This window comes from Anaeromyxobacter dehalogenans 2CP-1, assembly GCF_000022145.1.
Classification (GTDB): domain Bacteria; phylum Myxococcota; class Myxococcia; order Myxococcales; family Anaeromyxobacteraceae; genus Anaeromyxobacter; species Anaeromyxobacter dehalogenans.
Window position 1 is genome coordinate 2,753,695 of record NC_011891.1, and the last position, 16,167, is coordinate 2,769,861.

Below are 16,167 nucleotides of genomic sequence, written 5' to 3' on the forward strand. Positions count from 1 at the left end.
AATCGCGCGCCTCGAACGGCAAGAACGCGGGCATGCCCCTCCCGCCGAGCGCCGCCCCCGACCCCATCGCCCGCTTCCGCGACGCGCTCGCCCGCGCCGCGGCCGCCTCGCCGCACGACGCGACCGCCGCCGCGCTCGCCACCGCGGACGCGCACGGTGCACCGTCGGTGCGGATGGTGCTGGTGAAGTCCGCCGACGCCCGCGGCTTCGCGTTCTTCACGAACCGGGAGAGCCGCAAGGCGCGCGACCTCGCCGCGAACCCGCGCGCCGCGCTCTGCTTCCACTGGCCGGCGCTGGAGGAGCAGGTGCGGGTCGAGGGCGCGGTGACGCCGCTCCCCGACGCCGAGGCGGACGCCTACTTCCGCTCCCGCCCGCGCGAGAGCCGCCTGGGCGCCTGGGCCTCGCGGCAGAGCGCGCCCCTCGGCGACCGGGCCGAGCTGGAGGCGGCGGTCCGCGCCGTGGAGGCGCGCTTCCCGGGCGACGACCTCCCGCGCCCGCCGTTCTGGGGCGGCTACCTCGTGGCGCCCGAGCGGATCGAGTTCTGGCGCTCCGGGCCGGGCCGGCTGCACCACCGCACGGTCTACGTGCGGCGCGGCGACGGCTGGGAGGTGGGCGCGCTGCAGCCCTGACGCGCCCTACCCGCCGGCGCAGGCGCAGCTGCCGCGCGAGGCGCCGGGCTCGACGTGGCAGGCCCAGTCGCCCTCCTTGCCGCCCAGCGCCTGCGCGCACTCTCCGGCGTTCGCGCAGCCGCCCGCGGGCACCGTGCCGAGGTACTCCGCCGCGTAGGTCTCGCCCGGGTTCGCCACGCAGGCCGCCGACGGGTCGATGGCGATGCACTGCGACGTGCCGGCCGGCAGGCACGCCGGCGTCGTGCTCGGATCGTCGCAGGGGACGAAGCACCAGTCGGTGCCGTACGCGCAGGTCCGGCGGGTGGTGCCCGACGCGTCGGCGATGCGGAGGTTGGTCACCGCTCGCGCCGCGGGCACCGTGGGGAGGCGCAGGCCGTCGAGCGGGCGCGCCAGGTCCGCGATCGCCGAGAGGACCGGGCCGAAGGTGCTCGGCGGATACGCGTCGCACACCGTGCCCTCGACCACGGCGATGCCCCGCGCGCGGAGCTGGTCGCCGAGCTGCAGGAAGCGCTCACCGGCGGCGAACGCGCCGCCGCAGGCGGGCGCGGCGGGGTGGCACGTGAGCGGCGGCTGCACCGGGCACGAGGCGATGCCGCTGCACGAGTCGGCGGCCGCGTAGGAGCCGTCGGCGCAGCGCACGCTCGAGACGATGAACGCCGCGCCCAGGTCGGCGGGGCCGTCGGCCCGGACCAGGGACGCGAAGAACGCGGCGTAGTCGGAGACCGGGATCTCGCGCTGCGCGCCGGCGGGCTGGTGCTTGTCGAGGACGCAGGCGTCGGCGCCGGGGGTCGACGTCGCCATGGGCACCGGCGTGGCGGACGGGCTGGAGCAGTCGTCCTCGTCGCCCACCCACACCACCACCAGCTTCGCGCCCGGCCGCGGGAACGTGCCCGGCGCGACGCCGGGGAGCTGTCCCGCGAGCGCCTTCTGCAGCGCGAGCCGTCCCGCCTCGAGCCCCTGCTCCTGGCCCGAGCCGCAGCTCCCGACCTTGATGTTCTGCGCGAACTGCTGGACGAGCTGCGTCAGCCGCCCGTCCTGGGAGGCGGTGCCCCACGAGGCCCAGTCGAGATCCTTCGAGAAGTCGAGGATGCGCGGGTTGCCCGGCGCGGAGACGAGCGCGCCTCCGGGGTACGGCGCGCCGGCGACCGCGTAGCCCGGCGTGCAGAACGACGACGACGGGAACGGGTTCGAGTAGGTGGTCTGCAGCGTGGTGCAGGCGTCGCCGGGGGCGCAGCCGGCCCCGGCGGCGGTGCAGTCGCTGGGGGCGCAGCACTGCTGCTTGGAGCCGGTCACGCGGAGCCCGTCCGCGTCGAGCACCGGGGTCCTCACGCACACCTGCCCGGTGCCGCAGCCCGCGGCAACACCGGGCGTGCACGACGCGACGTCGGTGCACGCCGAGATCCGGCAGCACTGGTTGCCGCCGCTCCCCGCCACGCACGACCGGCCGTTCGGACCCGCCCAGAACACCGAGGTGGTGGTCACCGCGATGCGGAAGTCCACCGGGTCGAGGCCGCGGGCCGCGCGCGCGGTGTTGGCCTGGACCATCCGCGTGATGAAGTCCTTGAAGCTGGCGGCGAGCCCGTCCTGCTTCGGGTCCATGGATGGGGAGTCGTCCACCACGAACAGGACGTCCGCGCTCGAGACCTTGGAGAGCTGCACCCGCACGCTGCCGGGCTGCAGCAGGCAGTGGCCGACCGGGCTGAAGTTGTAGTCGTTGCACCCCGCGGCGGCGGAGGCGACCAGCGCGAGCAGCATCCCGCGTCGAACCATGCCCGACGAGATGAAGCTCGCTCGCCCGAGCGGCAACGGCCCGGAAGCCCGCCCCGCCGGAGGGATGCCGCGCACGGCCCGCGCGCACGCGCGCCGCGCGGGCGCTCGCCCGCAAGCCCGCTAGAGCTGGACGCGTGCACCCGCGGTGAAGCTGAAGACGTCCGCGGGCCCGATGGTCCGCGGGTTCGCGGCCCAGACCCGGAGCATGTGCCCGAGCGCCACGCCCTCGACGTAGAGCGACACCGGCGCGTCCAGGTAGCGCTTCGGCACGGTGAGGCTGGTGCCGAGCGTCAGGCCGGGGTGCAGCGCCGTCGGGACCGGGTAGTAGCCGCTCGGGTACCGGCTGGGCTGCACGATGAAGTAGTCGCCGCCGAGCAGGTACGTCACCTGCAGCCCGACCGTGAACGGGCGCGCCTTCCAGCCCTGCCCGAGGCGGAAGATCCAGGGGGACCAGGTGACCTTGGCCGAGAGCTGGTAGATGTCGGTGCCGCCCACCGACTCCGGCACCCAGCCGAACAGGAGGTCCCCGACCACGCGGTCGTCGCGCCAGGCGTGCCCGCCGCCCACCGCGAGGAGCCCCACGTTGCCGGCGAACTGCGCGGTGAGGTGATCCGGGAGCAGCCAGTGGCGATCACGGCCCTCGTCGCGCTCGTAGGCGCGATCGAGCGGCGCGTGCTCGGCCTCGGCCCGCGCGGGCGCGGGGAGCGCGAGGCAGGCGGCGAGCGCGGCCGCGAGCGCCGGCACGCGGCCGGGGCTCACCACGACACCTGCTCCACCACCGGGTCAGCCCCGGCCGGAAGCGTGAGGAGCAGGATCGACCGCCCGGTGAGCGCGTCCGCGGTCCAGAGCCGCACGCCCGACTCCTCGCGCTGCTCGGAGTGGTGGACGTGCGCGTAGAACGAGTCGGTCACGCCATGCGCGGCGAGCAGGTCCAGGTACGGCTGGCGCAGCGCCGCGTTGAAGTCCTCGTGCCAGGGCGGCACGTGCGCGACGACCACCGCGCGGTCGTGCTCGCCGTCCGGCGCGAGCTGCGCGTCCAGCCACCGGAGGTCCGGCACGTCCTCCGGGAACCCGTACTCGCGCCCGTTCGTGTCGAGCAGCACGAAGCGGGTGCGACCCCAGGTGAACACCAGGTTGCGTGCCCCGAACAGCCGGTCGTAGATCGCGTCGCCGCCGCCGAGCATGTCGTGGTTGCCGAGCACCACCAGCCACGGCACCCGCAGCCCCTCGAAGACGTCCTGCATCAGCTCGTACTCGCGGAGCAGGCCCATGTCGGTGAAGTCGCCGAGCTGGATCGCGAACGAAACGCCGTCCATGGCGTTGACGAGCCGGACCGCGTCCTCGGCCTCGTCGAACGCGAGCTGCGTGTCGCCGAGGAGCGCCACGCGGAGCGGCTCCGCCGGCGGGGTGGCGAGGAGCGATCCCACCGCCTTCCGGTTCAGCCCCTGCTCCCCGGGGAGCGCGTACGGGCTGTACTCGAGGCAGCCCGAGAGCAGCACCGCGAGCGCCGCGACCGCGGCCGGAGCGGCCCGGCCGAGCGGGCTGCGGACGGATGCCGCGAGGTGGGGCCGCTGGGACATGGCCTCCCACTTGGCAAGGACCATGCCCCGCCGCGCTGCGGCATCGAACCCGTGCGGCCCAGGCGAATCGGCTCGCCCCGGGGTCGCCGCCGTGTCGGGTCCGTGGACAGGAGCCACCCCGATTGTCGGCTCGACGTACAGGCGGGGTGGCCGGCGAGCCCGGACCCGCAGATAATCGGGCCATGGAGATGCCGATCGCCCAGGGCCCGGATCTTGCGAAGGATCGGGGCATGGGCACCCATGCGCAGCAGGAGCACCTGCGCCGCTCGAACCTGGCCGCGGCGGACGAGCGGTGGCGCCGGAGCCGGCCCGCGCTCGTGGTGGCCCTCTACGCCTCCTGGATCAGCTTCGTCGTGCTGCTCTGGTTCCAGGGCTACCCGCGCTGGCGCGTGCTCGCGCTCCTCGGCATCCTGGGGCTCGCGCTGGCGATGCACGCCGCGCGCGCGTGCGTCCGCGCGAACGGTCCCTTCTGCGCCGCGGTGACCGCCGCCGACATCCGCCTGCCGCTCGCCATGTCGCTCGCGGCCGTCGCGCTGACCGGGGGCCTGCACAGCCCGCTGCTCGTCGCCCTCCCCCCCACGGTCTCGGTGCTGGTGGTCCGCTGCGGCTGGAGGCGGGAGACCGCGGGAGCGCTCTGGGCCCTGGCCGCCGCCGGCCTGGTCATGCTGCTCGCGCCGGGCTGGATGGGGCCGCCGGTCCCGGAGCGCACGTTCGCGCTCGTCGCGCTGGTGGCGCTCGTCGGGACGGTGGCGGTCCACGCCGACTACGTGGTCATCCTCGGGGAGACGGTCGCCGACTCGGTCCGCGGGATGCTGCGGGCCCGCGACGAGGTGGCGAGCCAGGCGCTCACCCGCGCCCGCGAGCTCGAGCTGATGAGCTCGCAGATCTCGCACGAGCTGAAGAACCCGCTCGGCGCCATCAAGGCGCTGGTCCAGATCAGCGCCCGCGGCTCCTCCGACGGCGACACGTGCGAGCGGCTCAAGGTGGTCTCGTCCGAGGTCGAGCGCATGCGCGAGATCCTCGACGGCTACCTGTCGTTCTCGCGGCCGCTCGAGTGCCTGCAGCGCGAGGACCTCTCGCTGGGCGAGCTCGCCGACGAGGTGCTCTCGGTGCTGCAGGGGCGCGCCGCGGCCGCCGGTGTCGGCCTGCACCGGCGCGGCGACGCGCGCGTCGAGGCCGACCCGCGCCGCCTCAAGGAGGCGCTGCTGAACCTGGTCGCGAACGCGGTGGAGGCGAGCCGCCGGGGCGACCGGGTCGAGGTGCTGGTCGCCGATCACGGCGGCACCGTCGAGGTGGCGGTCCGGGACACCGGCCGCGGCATGCCGCCGGCGGTGGTCGCGCGCCTGGGCACCCCGTTCTTCACCACCCGCGACCAGGGCACCGGGCTGGGCGTCCTGCTCGCCCGGCGCGCGTTCGTCCAGCACGGCGGCGCGCTCGAGTACGCGAGCGCGCCCGACGCGGGCACCACCGCTACCGGCACCCTTCCCCGGGTGCACCAGGAGGCCACCGAGAATGTCCCGGCTGCTGCTGGTCGATGACGAGCCCGCCGTGCTCTACGCGCTGAAGGAGCTGGCGCGCTCGAACGGTCACGAGCCGGTCACCGCGCGCTCCGGCGCCGAGGCGCTGGAGCGCCTGGAGGGCGTGGACGCCGTCGTCACGGACTACGCCATGCCCGAGATGGACGGGCTGCAGCTCCTCCAGGCCATCCACGAGCGCGACGCGTCGCTCCCGGTGGTGGTCCTCACCGCCCAGGGATCGGAGCGCGTGGCGGTGCGCGCCATGAAGGCCGGCGCGTACGAGTACGTGACCAAGCCCTTCGACATCGACGAGATGACGCTGGTGCTGGACCGCGCGCTCGAGACCCGCGCGCTGCGCGTGCAGAACCGGCGCCTCGCCGTCGAGAAGGCGCTCGGCCGCAGCATCGTGGGCGACGCGCCGGCCATGCAGCGGCTGCTCGACGCGGTGGCGCGGGTCGCGCCGAAGGACGTGACGGTGCTGGTGCGCGGCGAGACCGGCACCGGCAAGGAGCTGATCGCGTCGCTGCTCCACGCCCAGAGCCGCCGCGCGTCCGGTCCGCTCGTCCGCTTCAACTGCGCGGCCATCCCCGCAGAGCTGGCCGAGGCGGAGCTGTTCGGCCACGCGCGCGGCGCGTTCACCGGGGCGGTGCAGGCGCGGCAGGGCTTCTTCGCCCAGGCCGACGGCGGGACGCTGGTGCTGGACGAGGTGGGCGAGCTGCCGCTGCCGCTCCAGGCCAAGCTGCTCCGGGCCCTACAGGAGGGCGAGATCCAGCCGGTCGGCGCCGGCCGCGTCGAGCGCGTGGACGTGCGCCTCGTGGCCGCCACGCACCGCGATCTCGCCGAGGAGGCGCGCGCGGGGCGGTTCCGCGAGGACCTGTACTACCGGCTCGCGGTGGTGGAGCTGGTGGTCCCGCCGCTCCGCGAGCACCGCGAGGACATCCCGGCCCTTGCGAAGGAGTTCGCGCGGCGCTTCGGCGCGCGCTTCGGCGTGGACGACGTCCGGCTCTCGCCGCCGCTGCTCGAGCGCCTCGCGGCCGCGGAGTGGCCGGGCAACGTGCGCCAGCTCGAGAACCAGGTGGCGCGCCTGGTCGCGCTGAGCAACGGCGGGGAGCTCGGCCCGGAGGCGCTCGAGGCGGGGGCCGCCCCCGCGGCGCGCGAGCCGGGCGTGGAGGCGCCGCCGGAGGGCGCGCTCACGCTCCACGAGCACCTCGACGCCGTCGAGCGGAACATCATCGCGAAGACGCTGGCCGCGACCGGCGGCAACCAGTCGGAGACCGCGCGCCGCCTCGGGGTGAGCCGCGGCGCGCTCATCGACCGGCTGAAGAAGTACGGGTTCGCGTAGCCGGGGGCGGACCGGCTCGCGACCCTCGCGCGGTCGCCTAGGGGACCTCGGCGTACGCCGGATCCGTCGCGCCGCGCGCGGTCGCGGACGCCTCCTTGCTCCGCGCCACCACCACGGTGCAGGGCGCCTGGCGCACCACGCGCTCCGCCACCGAGCCGAGCACGAGGTGCTTGAGCCCGGTCCGCCCGTGCGTGCCCACCACCAGCAGGTCCACGCCCTCCTCCCGCGCGTGCTGCAGGAGCTCCACCGCCGGGCTGCCCGCGAGCACCTTGCTGCGCACCGGGCGCCCCAGCCGGCGCTGCGCGTCGCCCCGCCAGGCCGCGATGTCGCGCTCGAGGTCCACCGCCACGAGCTCGAAGAGCGCCCGGGGCGGCACCAGCATCTCGGCCGCGGCGGCCACCGGCAGCTCGTGCACGTGCACCAGCTCCAGCTCCGCGTCGAACCGGCGCGCGAGGTCCGTCGCCTCGATCATCGCGAGGCGGGACGCCTCCGAGAAGTCGACCGCGCAGCAGATCCTCGTCCGTTCCGCCATCGTGCCACCTCCCCGCCTGGCGCCGTCAGACCGCGGCGGCCGCCTCGACGACCTCCGCGGACCCGTGCGCCACCAGCACCGGGCACGGCGCCTCGCGCACCACGCGCGCGGCCACCGCGCCGCCCACGGTGCGCCCGAGGCGCCGCCGCGGGTGCGCGCCGATCACCACCAGGTCGTATCCGCCCTCGCCGGCGGCCCGGAGGACCTCGGCCGCCGCCCCGCCGCTCACCAGCAGCGCCCGCACCGGTCTGCCCGCCAGGCCCTGCGCGACGCCGCGCCAGCGCTGCAGGTCGGCGCCCAGCCGCTGCGCCTGCGCCTCCAGCCGCGCGGGATCGAGCGCCGCGGCGCGCGCCGCCGCCCGCGGGAGCCGCTCGTGCACGTGGAGCAGCGCCAGCTCGGCACCGGTGCGGTGGGCCAGCTCCGCGGCCGCCGTCACGGTCGCGCGCGACGCCTCGCTGAGATCGACGGCGCAGAGGATCCGGTGCCACGTCCGCATGGCGCCTCCCCGGGCACGCGCCTGCGCGCCCTTCCCGGCCGTCCCGCCCGCGCCGGACGCGCGCGGGGCGCCGGGGTCAGTGGACCTGCGCGGCCTCGACGACGAGGTCCTGGTGCACCGCCTCGGCGCCGCCCCGCACCACCAGCACCGGGCACGGCGCGCGGCGCGCCACCGCCTCGGCGACCGAGCCCAGCACGAGGCGGCGCAGGCCGCTCCGGCCGTGGGTCGCGACCACCAGGAGGTCCGTCGCGTGCGCGGCGGCGAAGCGGGAGATCTCGTCCTCCGGCTGCCCGGAGGCGACGTGCGTGGACACCGGCGCGCCGACGAGCCGCTCCGCGTCCGCGCGCCAGGCGGCGAGCGTCCCCGCCACCTCCTCGGCGATCATCGGCCCGAGGTCGCGGGCGGCGACCAGCATGTCCGTCGCCGCCGGCGGCGGCGAGACGTACACGTGCAGCAGCGTCAGCTCCGCCCGCATGAGACGGGCCAGCTCGGCCGCCTCATGCATCGCGCGGCGCGACGGCTCCGAGAAATCGACTGCGCAGCAGATCTTCTTCCAGCCGGCCATGGCGCACCTCCGGATCCCCCGGCGCTCGGCCCCGGTCTGCGGCGGGCGCCGGCTGGACCCATCCGATCGTACGCCCGCCGACCGGGCGGAGCGCACGTCCGTGGGGGGGGACCCGGAGGCGGGTGACCGCGGCGCGCGCAGCCCACGCGCGCGCCGGAGCACCCGTCCGCCGCGACGGCTCAGCGGGCCGCGATGAGCGTCGGCGCGCTGGTGGCGGCCGCGTCCTGCGGCTGCGCGGGGACGATCGGGCGCGGCTCGATCCGCTCGCCGGCGGCGAGCATGCGGAGCGAGAGCGCCAGCAGCTCGGAGATCAGCTCACCGGAGCCCGGGACGTCGAGCTTGCGGTAGATGCGCTTGCGGCGGGCCCGGATGGTCTCGGGGGAGACGTTGGCGGCGGCTGCGGAGTCCTTGCACGCGAAACCCTGGGCCAGCCGGAGCACCTCCGCGCGCTCGGCGGGCGTCAGGCTGCGGCCCTCCAGGTACTTGGCGGTGAACGGCGTGAGGATCTCGACGTCGATGTGAGGCATGGGCTCTGCTTCCTTCTCCGGAACGTGTCCGGCCGTCTCGGCGCCGCCTGGTTCCCCGATCCACCCCTGGACCCCACCCCGGGCGGCCGCCCTGGTGAACGCCACGTTAGGCACCATCCAGCCGGGCGCCACGCCCCATATGGTACGTAGACAAGAAAGTTCGCGGGGTTGAGCAGCAGGCTCGCCCCCCGACCGGCCGCGAATAGAATGCCCGGCACGCATGTCGGACCCCGGACCGGACGAACGAAGCCCCCTCACGGCCCGCGCGCTGCGCGCGGGCATGGCGTGGATGACGCCGCTGGGCGGCCCGCTCGACCTCCGGCTCCTGGGCCGGACGCTGCTGCACACCGCGGTGCTGGGCTGCGTGGCCGGCCTGGTGGGCGCGGGCTTCTTCGCCGCGCTCGAGCTGGGGCAGCGCCTGCTGCTGGGCGGGCTCGCCGGGTACCTGCCGCTGCGCGCCGCGGGCGAGCTGGTGTTCGGGAGGGAGCCGGCCGGCCCGCTGCGCCCCTGGGTGCTGGTGCTGCTCCCCGCGCTCGGAGGGCTGGCGAGCGGCCTGGTCACCGCGAAGCTCGCGCCCGAGTGCGGGGGCGGCGGCGGCGACGCGACCATCGACGCGTACCACCTCCACGGTGCGCGCATGCGCGCGCGGGTGGCGCCGGTGAAGGCGCTCGCCTCGGTGCTGACGCTCGCCACCGGCGGCGCGGGCGGCCGCGAGGGGCCGACCATGCAGATCGGCGGCGCGCTCGGCGCGCTCACCGGACGGCTGCTGCCGACCAGCCCGCGCGAGCGGCGCATCCTGATGGTGGCCGGGGTGGCGGCCGGCATCTCGGCGGTGTTCCGGACGCCGCTCGGCGCCGCGCTGCTCGCGGTCGAGATGCTGTACCGCGACGACTTCGAGTCCGACGCGCTCGTCCCGGCCATCCTGGCGAGCGTGGTGGCGTACTCGCTGGTCGCGTCGATCTACGGCGAGGCCACGCTGTTCGGCCGCCTGCCGGCGTTCCCGTTCGTGCCGCGCCACCTCCCGCTGTACGCGCTGCTCTCGCTGCTCGTCTCGCTCGGCGCGGTCGCGTTCGCGGTGAGCCTGCGCACGGTGGCGCGGGGGTTCCGCCGGCTGCCCGGGCCCGCCTGGCTGCGGCCGGGGCTGGGCGGGCTGCTCATGGGCGGGTTCGCCACCGCCATCATCCTGCTGGTCGGCCACCTGTACGGCGCCGAGGACCGCGGCATCGGGCTCCTGGGCGGCGGCTACGGCGCGGTGCAGGCCGCCATCGCCGGCTCCCCGGGCATGCAGCCGGGCTGGTCGCTGGTGGTCCTCCTGCTCGGCCTCGCCGCCGCGAAGGTCGTGGCGGCCTCGCTCACCATCGGCTCGGGCGGCTCCGCCGGCGACTTCGCCCCGGCGCTCACCATCGGCGGCCTGCTCGGCGCCGCGTTCGGCCACGGGGCGGCGCTGGTCACCGGCGATCCGACGCTCCAGCCGGCCGCGTTCGTGCTGGTGGGCATGGGCACGCTCTACGGCGGGCTCGCGCACGTGCCGCTGTCGGCGCTGGTGCTGGTGTCCGAGCTGGCCGGCAGCTACGACCTGCTCGTCCCGATGATGCTCTCCATCGGCGTGGCGTACGTGGCGCTGCGGCGCTGGACGCTCTACCCGGCGCAGCCGCGCAACCAGCGCGAGTCGCCGGCGCACCCCGAGCTCCGCGCGCGCGACCTGCTCACCCGCATCACGGTCAGGGACGTGGCGGTGCCGGCCGAGGCGGGGCCGGCCGAGGCGGCGGCGCGGCTCGCCGACGGGCTGGCCGCCGCGGGGAAGACCTCGCGCCAGCGCGTGCTGCCGCTGCTCGGCCCCGCCGGCGCCTGGGCGGGCCTCGCCGACGTGGACGCGATCCGCGCGGCGGCCGCCGACCCGCACCTCGGCTGGGCGGTCCTCGCCGACGTGGCGGCGCGGTGGACGGCCGTCGCGCCCGAGACCTCCCTCGCGCGCGTGGGCGAGCTGCTGGTGGACAGCGGGCTGCGCCAGCTCCCGGTGCTCGAGGGCGGCCGGGTGACGGGCTACGTCGGCGAGGCGGAGATCGCGCGGGTGTTCCTGGCGGCGATCGCCGATCCGCCCGCGCAGCATCGCGCGGGCGCGTAGCGCCCGTCCGCCTACCCCCGTCTTGCGGCGCGCACCGGTCCGACGCCGGGCACATCCATGAGGATGGGTGCGAGGGCGGAGCGCACCGGCGCCGCGACGGCGGCCGCTGGGCCGCGCCGCCGTGGAGGTGCCGGGTGGCGCAGCGGCTGGAAGAGTACGCGATGGTCGGCGACGCGCAGAGCGCCGCGCTCGTGGCGCGCGACGGCTCGATCGACTGGCTGTGCTGGCCGCGCTTCGACTCCGACGCCTGCTTCGCGGCGCTGCTCGGCACCCCGGAGCACGGGCGCTTCTCGCTCCGCCCCACCGGCGAGCTCCGGTCCGTCCGCCGCGCCTACCGGCCCGGAACGCTGGTGCTCGACACCGAGCTGTCCACCTCGGACGGCGCGGTGCGGATCGTGGACTTCATGCCGCCGCGCGGCGCCGCGCCCGACCTGGTGCGCCTGGTCCAGGGGCTGCGCGGGCGGGTGGAGCTCGACCTCGAGCTCTCGCCGCGCTTCGGCTACGGCGCGCGCCGGCCCTGGATCCGGGGCCGCGGACGCCACCTGTCGGCGAGCGCCGGTCCCGACACGCTGCACCTGCTCGGCGAGGTCCCGCTCCGCGCCGACCAGGGCACCATCCGCGCCCGCTTCGCGGTCTCCGCCGGCGAGGCGGCGCCGTTCGTGCTCACCTGGCACCCGTCCCACGAGCCGGCGCCCACCCCGCCGGATCCCGGCGCGGCGCTGGAGGAGACGGAGACGTGGTGGCGGCGCTGGTCCGGGCGCTGCACCGCGGGCGGCCGCTGGCACGCCCTGCTGGTGCACTCGCTGGTGGTGCTGAAGGCGCTCACGTACTCGCGCACCGGCGGGATCGTGGCCGCGCCCACCACCTCGCTGCCCGAGGCGCCCGGGGGCGTGCGCAACTGGGACTACCGGTTCTGCTGGCTCCGCGACGCCACCTTCACGCTCCTCGCGCTCATGGGCGCCGGGTACGTGGACGAGGCGCGCGCCTGGCGCGACTGGCTGCTCCGCGCCGTCGCGGGCCAGCCGGAGGACCTGCAGATCATGTACGGCATCGCCGGCGAGCGGCGGCTCACCGAGCTCGAGCTGCCGTGGCTCCCCGGCTACGAGGGCGCCCGGCCGGTGCGGATCGGCAACGCCGCCTCCTCGCAGCTCCAGCTCGACGTGTTCGGCGAGGTGCTGGACTGCCTGCACCAGGCGCACCTGTCCGGCCTGCCGTTCAGCGCCGACGGCTGGACCGTGCAGCGCGCGCTGCTCGACTGGCTCGAGTCGCACTGGAACGATCCGGACGAGGGCATCTGGGAGATCCGCGGGCCCCGCCGCGACTTCACGCACTCGAAGGTGATGGCCTGGGTGGCGGTGGACCGGGCGCTGCGCTCGGCGCGCGCCGGCCGGCTCGAGGGTCCGCTCGAGCGCTGGCGGGCGCTGCGGGCGCGCATCCACGCCGAGGTGTGCGCCCGCGGCTTCGACGCGGAGCGCGGCGCGTTCACGCAGGCGTTCGGATCGAAGGCGCTCGACGCGAGCCTGCTCCTCGTGCCGCAGGTGGGGTTCCTGCCGGCGACCGATCCGCGCGTGCGCGGCACCGTCGAGGCGATCGAGCGCGAGCTGACCGAGGGCGGCCTGGTGCACCGCTACGACAGCCGCACCGGCGTGGACGGCCTGCCGCCCGGCGAGGGGGTGTTCCTGGCCTGCACGCTCTGGCTCTCCGACGCGCTCCGCATGATGGGCCGGCACGCCGACGCGGCCCGGTACTTCGAGCGCGTGGTGGGGCTCGCGAACGACGTCGGGCTGCTCGCGGAGCAGTGGGACCCGGTCCAGCGCCGGCTGGTGGGCAACTTCCCGCAGGCGTTCTCGCACGTCGCGCTGGTCAACGCCGCGCTGGGCCTGAGCAGCCCGGCGCCGCACCGCTCCGGGCGCTGCCCGGAGGGCGGCGACGACTGCGACTGACGCAGCGGCCCCGCGTCAGCGCCGGCCGCCGGCCTCGCCGGGCACGGTCCGGAACGGCACGGTGATGCGCCCGGAGACCCGGTCCCGCTTGCGCAGCCGCCCCGCGTCCACCAGCATGCGCCCCGCCCAGCGGTACACGTTGAACTCGGACACGAACGTCCGCAGCGCCCGCATCCGCTCCCGCTGCTCCTCGCGCGGCATGGCCAGCGCCGCCGCCAGGGCCGAGCTGGCCTCCTCGAGGTCGTACGGGTTCACCAGCAGCGCCTCGCCCAGCTCGCGCGAGGCGCCGGTGAACCGCGACAGCACCAGCACGCCCGCCTCGTCGTCGCGGGCCGCCACGAACTCCTTCGCCACCAGGTTCATGCCGTCGTGCAGCGACGACACGTAGCAGAGGTCCGCGGCGCGGTAGTAGCGGAACACGGTGGGCGGCTCGTGGTGCTCGCGGAGCAGCACGATGGGCCGGTAGTCGCCCTCGCCGAACCGCTCGTTCACCCGGCGCGCGACCTCCTCGACGTTGCGGTTCAGCTCCTGGTAGCGCGGGATGCGCGTGCGGCTGGGGGCGGCGAGCTGAGCGAACGTGAACCGGCCGCGGAACTGCGGGAAGCGCTCCAGCAGCCGCTCCACCGCCAGCAGCCGCTCCTCGATCCCCTTGGTGTAGTCGAGCCGGTCGATGCCGACGCCCAGCAGCGCGTCGGGCGCGAGGCCGAGGTCCGCGAACACGCGCTCGCGGCAGAGGGGCGCCGCCGGCGCGTCCGCCGCCCAGCGGGTGGGCCAGTCGATGGAGATCGGGTACGCGCGGATCAGCGTCTCCTGGCCGCCCAGCACCACGCTCTGGCGCTCGCGGTCGAGCCGCGCCTCGAGGTAGCGGTCCACCGAGTCGAGGAAGTTGTTGCAGTGCGCCTGGACGTGGAACCCGAGGATGCTCGAGCCGAGCATGCCCTCCAGGATCTCCGGGCCCCACGGGCAGATCCCGAAGCGCTCGGAGTTGGGCCAGGGGATGTGCCAGAACGTGATGATGGTCGCGCGCGGCAGCCGCTCGCGGATCATCCGGGGCAGCAGCGCGAAGTGGTAGTCCTGCACCAGCACCACCGGGTCCGGGCCGTTCGCCTCCTCGCACACCGCGTCGGCGAACTTGCGGTTCGCGTCGCGGTACGCGGCGAAGTCCCCGCCGCGGAAGGTGGGCCGGGTGTGCGCCACGTGGCACAGCGGCCACAGCCCCTCGTTCGAGAAGCCGTAGTAGTAGCCCTCCTCCTCGGCTGCGGTCAGCCACACGCGCCGCAGCGTGTAGGCGGGGTCGTCGGGCGGTACGCGCACGCGGGCGTGCCGGTCCACCACCTCGCGATCGGCGGCGCCGCTGCCGTGCGCGATCCAGGTCCCGCCGGTGGCTTGGACCACGGGCTCGAGCGCGGTGACGAGGCCGCTGGCCGGGTGCTGCACCCGGAGCACGCCGTCGCGTCGCTCGTGGATGTAGGGCTCGCGGTTCGCGACCACGATCACCTCGCTGCCGGGGAGGTGCCGGGCGAGCGCGTCGCGCAGGCGGGCCGGCGACCAGAGCCCCGCCCTGCCCTCCGACTGCTCCGACGCGAGCTCCGACACCAGGGCGCGCACGTCGGACAGGAGCGGCTGGAACTCGCGCCGGGTGCGCGGCGGGGCCGAGGGGCCCGGCATCAGCCAGGTGGCCCGGAGCACCCGCTGCAGCTCCGCGCTCCACCCGCGCCACGAGAAGCGCGCCGCGAGCGTCGTCGCCACCGCCGCGGCGAGCGCCACGATCGCGAACGCGACCGCCAGGAAGCCGCGCGTCTGCTCCTCGCGCGTCGCGACCCAGCTCATGTCGTGCACGAGCGCCACGAACCCGAGCGGCCCCTCCTCGTCCGCCAGCGGCACCGCGGTGAGGTGCACCCGCGTCTCCCCGTACGGCGCCTCGAACGCCGAGGTGACGGGCGCGGCCGCGCCCGCCGCCGCGTGCGCCCGGATCCGCCCGCAGTCGAACGGCTCCGGGTACTCGGACGTGCTCGCGACCAGCGCCCCCTCCGGATCGCAGGCCGCCGCGCCGAGCACCCGCTCGTCGCGCGCCACCTCGCCCAGGATACGGCGCACCCGCGCGCGCTCGCCCTTGCGGAGCGCGCGCTCGAGCCCGTCGCGGGCGCCGGAGACCGCCAGCTCGGCCCGCATGCGGGTGTCACGATCGAACCAGCGCCGGGCCGTGTGCTCGACGAGGACCGACGCCCCCCAGGCGATGGCGCCCAGGAGGAGCATCAGCGGGACGAGGACCTTCAGGACCGCGCGCATCGGAGCATCCTATGTCCGGTCGGTTGGCCCTCCAACCGCCTGCGGGGGACCCTGCGCCAGGAGGACGCACGGTCGTGGGGTCCCTCCGATGCCCGCCCGGAGGCCCACCGGGCGAGCGCCTACCCTGCCGCCGCGCGGTCGGCCAGCACGAGGAGCGCGCCGTCGAGCGGACGCACCCGCGCCGCCGGGATCGAGGGCGTGCCGGGGGCGAGGAGCCGCCCGAGCGCCGCCCGCTTCTCGGCGCCGGACACGAGGAACGCGATCGCGCGCGCCCGCTCCAGCACCGGCAGCGTGAGGGTGATGCGGTGGGCGCCGACGGCGGGCACGAAGGGCGCCGCCACCCAGCGCGCGCGCTCGTCGAGCGCGGGGCTCCCCGGGAACAGCGACGCGGTGTGGCCGTCGGCCCCGAGGCCGAGCAGCACCAGGTCGAGGCGCGGCGGGCTCCCGTCGGGATCGGCCGCCCGCCGCAGCGCCGCCTCGTAGCCGGCGGCCGCCTCCGCGGGCGGTCGCTCGCCCTCGATCCGATGCACGGCGGCGGCGGGGACGTGCTCCAGCAGCGCCTCGCCCGCGGTCCGATAGTTCGAGTCGGGGTGGTCGGGCGGGACGCAGCGCTCGTCGCCGAACCAGATCTCGGTGCGGGCCCACGGCACCCGCTCGCGCCAGGGCGCGGCGGGATCGGCGAGGAGCGCGTACAGCGCCCGCGGGGTGCTTCCTCCGGCGAGCGCGATCGCGAAGCGCCCGCGCGCCGCGACGGCCTCCTCGGCCCGCCGCGCCACCTCCTCGGCGGCCACGCGCGCCAGGGCCGCCGCGTCCGCGGCCCGCACCAGCGCCGGCCCCGGGGGACGCGCCACC

Annotated in this window: 14 protein-coding genes; 5 read left to right on the forward strand and 9 right to left on the reverse strand. The window is 76.3% G+C overall.

Annotated features, from left to right (window positions below; translation table 11 throughout):
- Window positions 1-32 precede the first annotated feature (32 nt).
- Window positions 33-629: a pyridoxamine 5'-phosphate oxidase gene (gene pdxH, locus A2CP1_RS12565; protein ID WP_041450508.1), complete on the forward strand. Its 597-nt coding sequence runs from the start codon at window positions 33-35 to the stop codon at window positions 627-629.
- Between the two features lie 6 nt (window positions 630-635).
- Here pdxH and A2CP1_RS12570 read toward each other — a convergent pair whose 3' ends face one another.
- The 3 genes from A2CP1_RS12570 to A2CP1_RS12580 all read right to left on the reverse strand — a co-directional run bounded on the left by A2CP1_RS12570 (window position 636) and on the right by A2CP1_RS12580 (window position 3,979).
- Window positions 636-2,399, reverse strand: coding sequence for a hypothetical protein (locus tag A2CP1_RS12570; RefSeq protein WP_041450509.1), 1,764 nt, complete (start codon window positions 2,397-2,399; stop codon window positions 636-638).
- A 120-nt stretch (window positions 2,400-2,519) separates the two neighbouring features.
- Window positions 2,520-3,158, reverse strand: coding sequence for a hypothetical protein (locus A2CP1_RS12575; protein WP_245529772.1), 639 nt, complete (start codon window positions 3,156-3,158; stop codon window positions 2,520-2,522).
- Window positions 3,155-3,979 (reverse strand): metallophosphoesterase family protein, encoded by an 825-nt coding sequence (locus A2CP1_RS12580; RefSeq protein WP_041450677.1) that lies wholly within the window; start codon window positions 3,977-3,979, stop codon window positions 3,155-3,157. The genes A2CP1_RS12575 and A2CP1_RS12580 overlap by 4 nt, the downstream gene beginning before the upstream one ends.
- A gap of 182 nt (window positions 3,980-4,161) precedes the next feature.
- On the opposite strand from A2CP1_RS12580, the gene A2CP1_RS12585 reads away from it, so the two are divergent.
- Both A2CP1_RS12585 and A2CP1_RS12590 read left to right on the forward strand, forming a co-directional pair.
- Window positions 4,162-5,517, forward strand: coding sequence for a two-component system sensor histidine kinase NtrB (locus A2CP1_RS12585; protein ID WP_012633632.1), 1,356 nt, complete (start codon window positions 4,162-4,164; stop codon window positions 5,515-5,517).
- Window positions 5,492-6,838 (forward strand): sigma-54-dependent transcriptional regulator, encoded by a 1,347-nt coding sequence (locus A2CP1_RS12590; RefSeq protein ID WP_012633633.1) that lies wholly within the window; start codon window positions 5,492-5,494, stop codon window positions 6,836-6,838. Before A2CP1_RS12585 ends, A2CP1_RS12590 begins: the two co-directional genes overlap by 26 nt.
- A 37-nt stretch (window positions 6,839-6,875) precedes the next feature.
- Here the strand turns inward: A2CP1_RS12590 and A2CP1_RS12595 are convergent, their stop codons facing one another.
- The 4 genes from A2CP1_RS12595 to A2CP1_RS12610 form a co-directional block, all read right to left on the reverse strand.
- Window positions 6,876-7,370 carry a universal stress protein gene (locus tag A2CP1_RS12595; protein WP_012633634.1) on the reverse strand — a complete coding sequence of 165 codons (495 nt, stop codon included), beginning with the start codon at window positions 7,368-7,370 and terminating at the stop codon, window positions 6,876-6,878.
- 25 nt (window positions 7,371-7,395) lie between these two features.
- Entirely contained in the window at window positions 7,396-7,866 is a 471-nt protein-coding gene (locus A2CP1_RS12600) for a universal stress protein (protein WP_012633635.1), read from the reverse strand.
- A 76-nt stretch (window positions 7,867-7,942) separates the two neighbouring features.
- On the reverse strand, window positions 7,943-8,431 hold the full coding sequence (locus A2CP1_RS12605) for a universal stress protein (protein WP_012633636.1): 489 nt from the start codon (window positions 8,429-8,431) through the stop codon (window positions 7,943-7,945).
- A gap of 179 nt (window positions 8,432-8,610) precedes the next feature.
- On the reverse strand, window positions 8,611-8,958 hold the full coding sequence (locus tag A2CP1_RS12610) for a LuxR C-terminal-related transcriptional regulator (RefSeq protein ID WP_012633637.1): 348 nt from the start codon (window positions 8,956-8,958) through the stop codon (window positions 8,611-8,613).
- 220 nt (window positions 8,959-9,178) lie between these two features.
- Here A2CP1_RS12610 and A2CP1_RS12615 point away from each other — a divergent pair, with 220 nt between their 5' ends.
- Together A2CP1_RS12615 and A2CP1_RS12620 are read left to right on the forward strand one after the other, a co-directional pair.
- Window positions 9,179-11,083, forward strand: a complete 1,905-nt coding sequence (locus A2CP1_RS12615) for a chloride channel protein (protein ID WP_012633638.1) — start codon at window positions 9,179-9,181, stop codon at window positions 11,081-11,083.
- Window positions 11,084-11,217: 134 nt separating this feature from the next.
- Entirely contained in the window at window positions 11,218-13,026 is a 1,809-nt protein-coding gene (locus tag A2CP1_RS12620; protein WP_012633639.1) for a glycoside hydrolase family 15 protein, read from the forward strand.
- Window positions 13,027-13,041: 15 nt separating this feature from the next.
- Here A2CP1_RS12620 and A2CP1_RS12625 read toward each other — a convergent pair whose 3' ends face one another.
- Complete coding sequence (locus tag A2CP1_RS12625) at window positions 13,042-15,315, reverse strand: alpha,alpha-trehalose-phosphate synthase (UDP-forming) (protein WP_012633640.1); 2,274 nt, start codon at window positions 15,313-15,315, stop codon at window positions 13,042-13,044.
- A gap of 119 nt (window positions 15,316-15,434) precedes the next feature.
- Window positions 15,435-16,166 (reverse strand): 6-phosphogluconolactonase, encoded by a 732-nt coding sequence (gene pgl, locus A2CP1_RS12630; RefSeq protein WP_012633641.1) that lies wholly within the window; start codon window positions 16,164-16,166, stop codon window positions 15,435-15,437.
- Window position 16,167 lies beyond the last annotated feature (1 nt).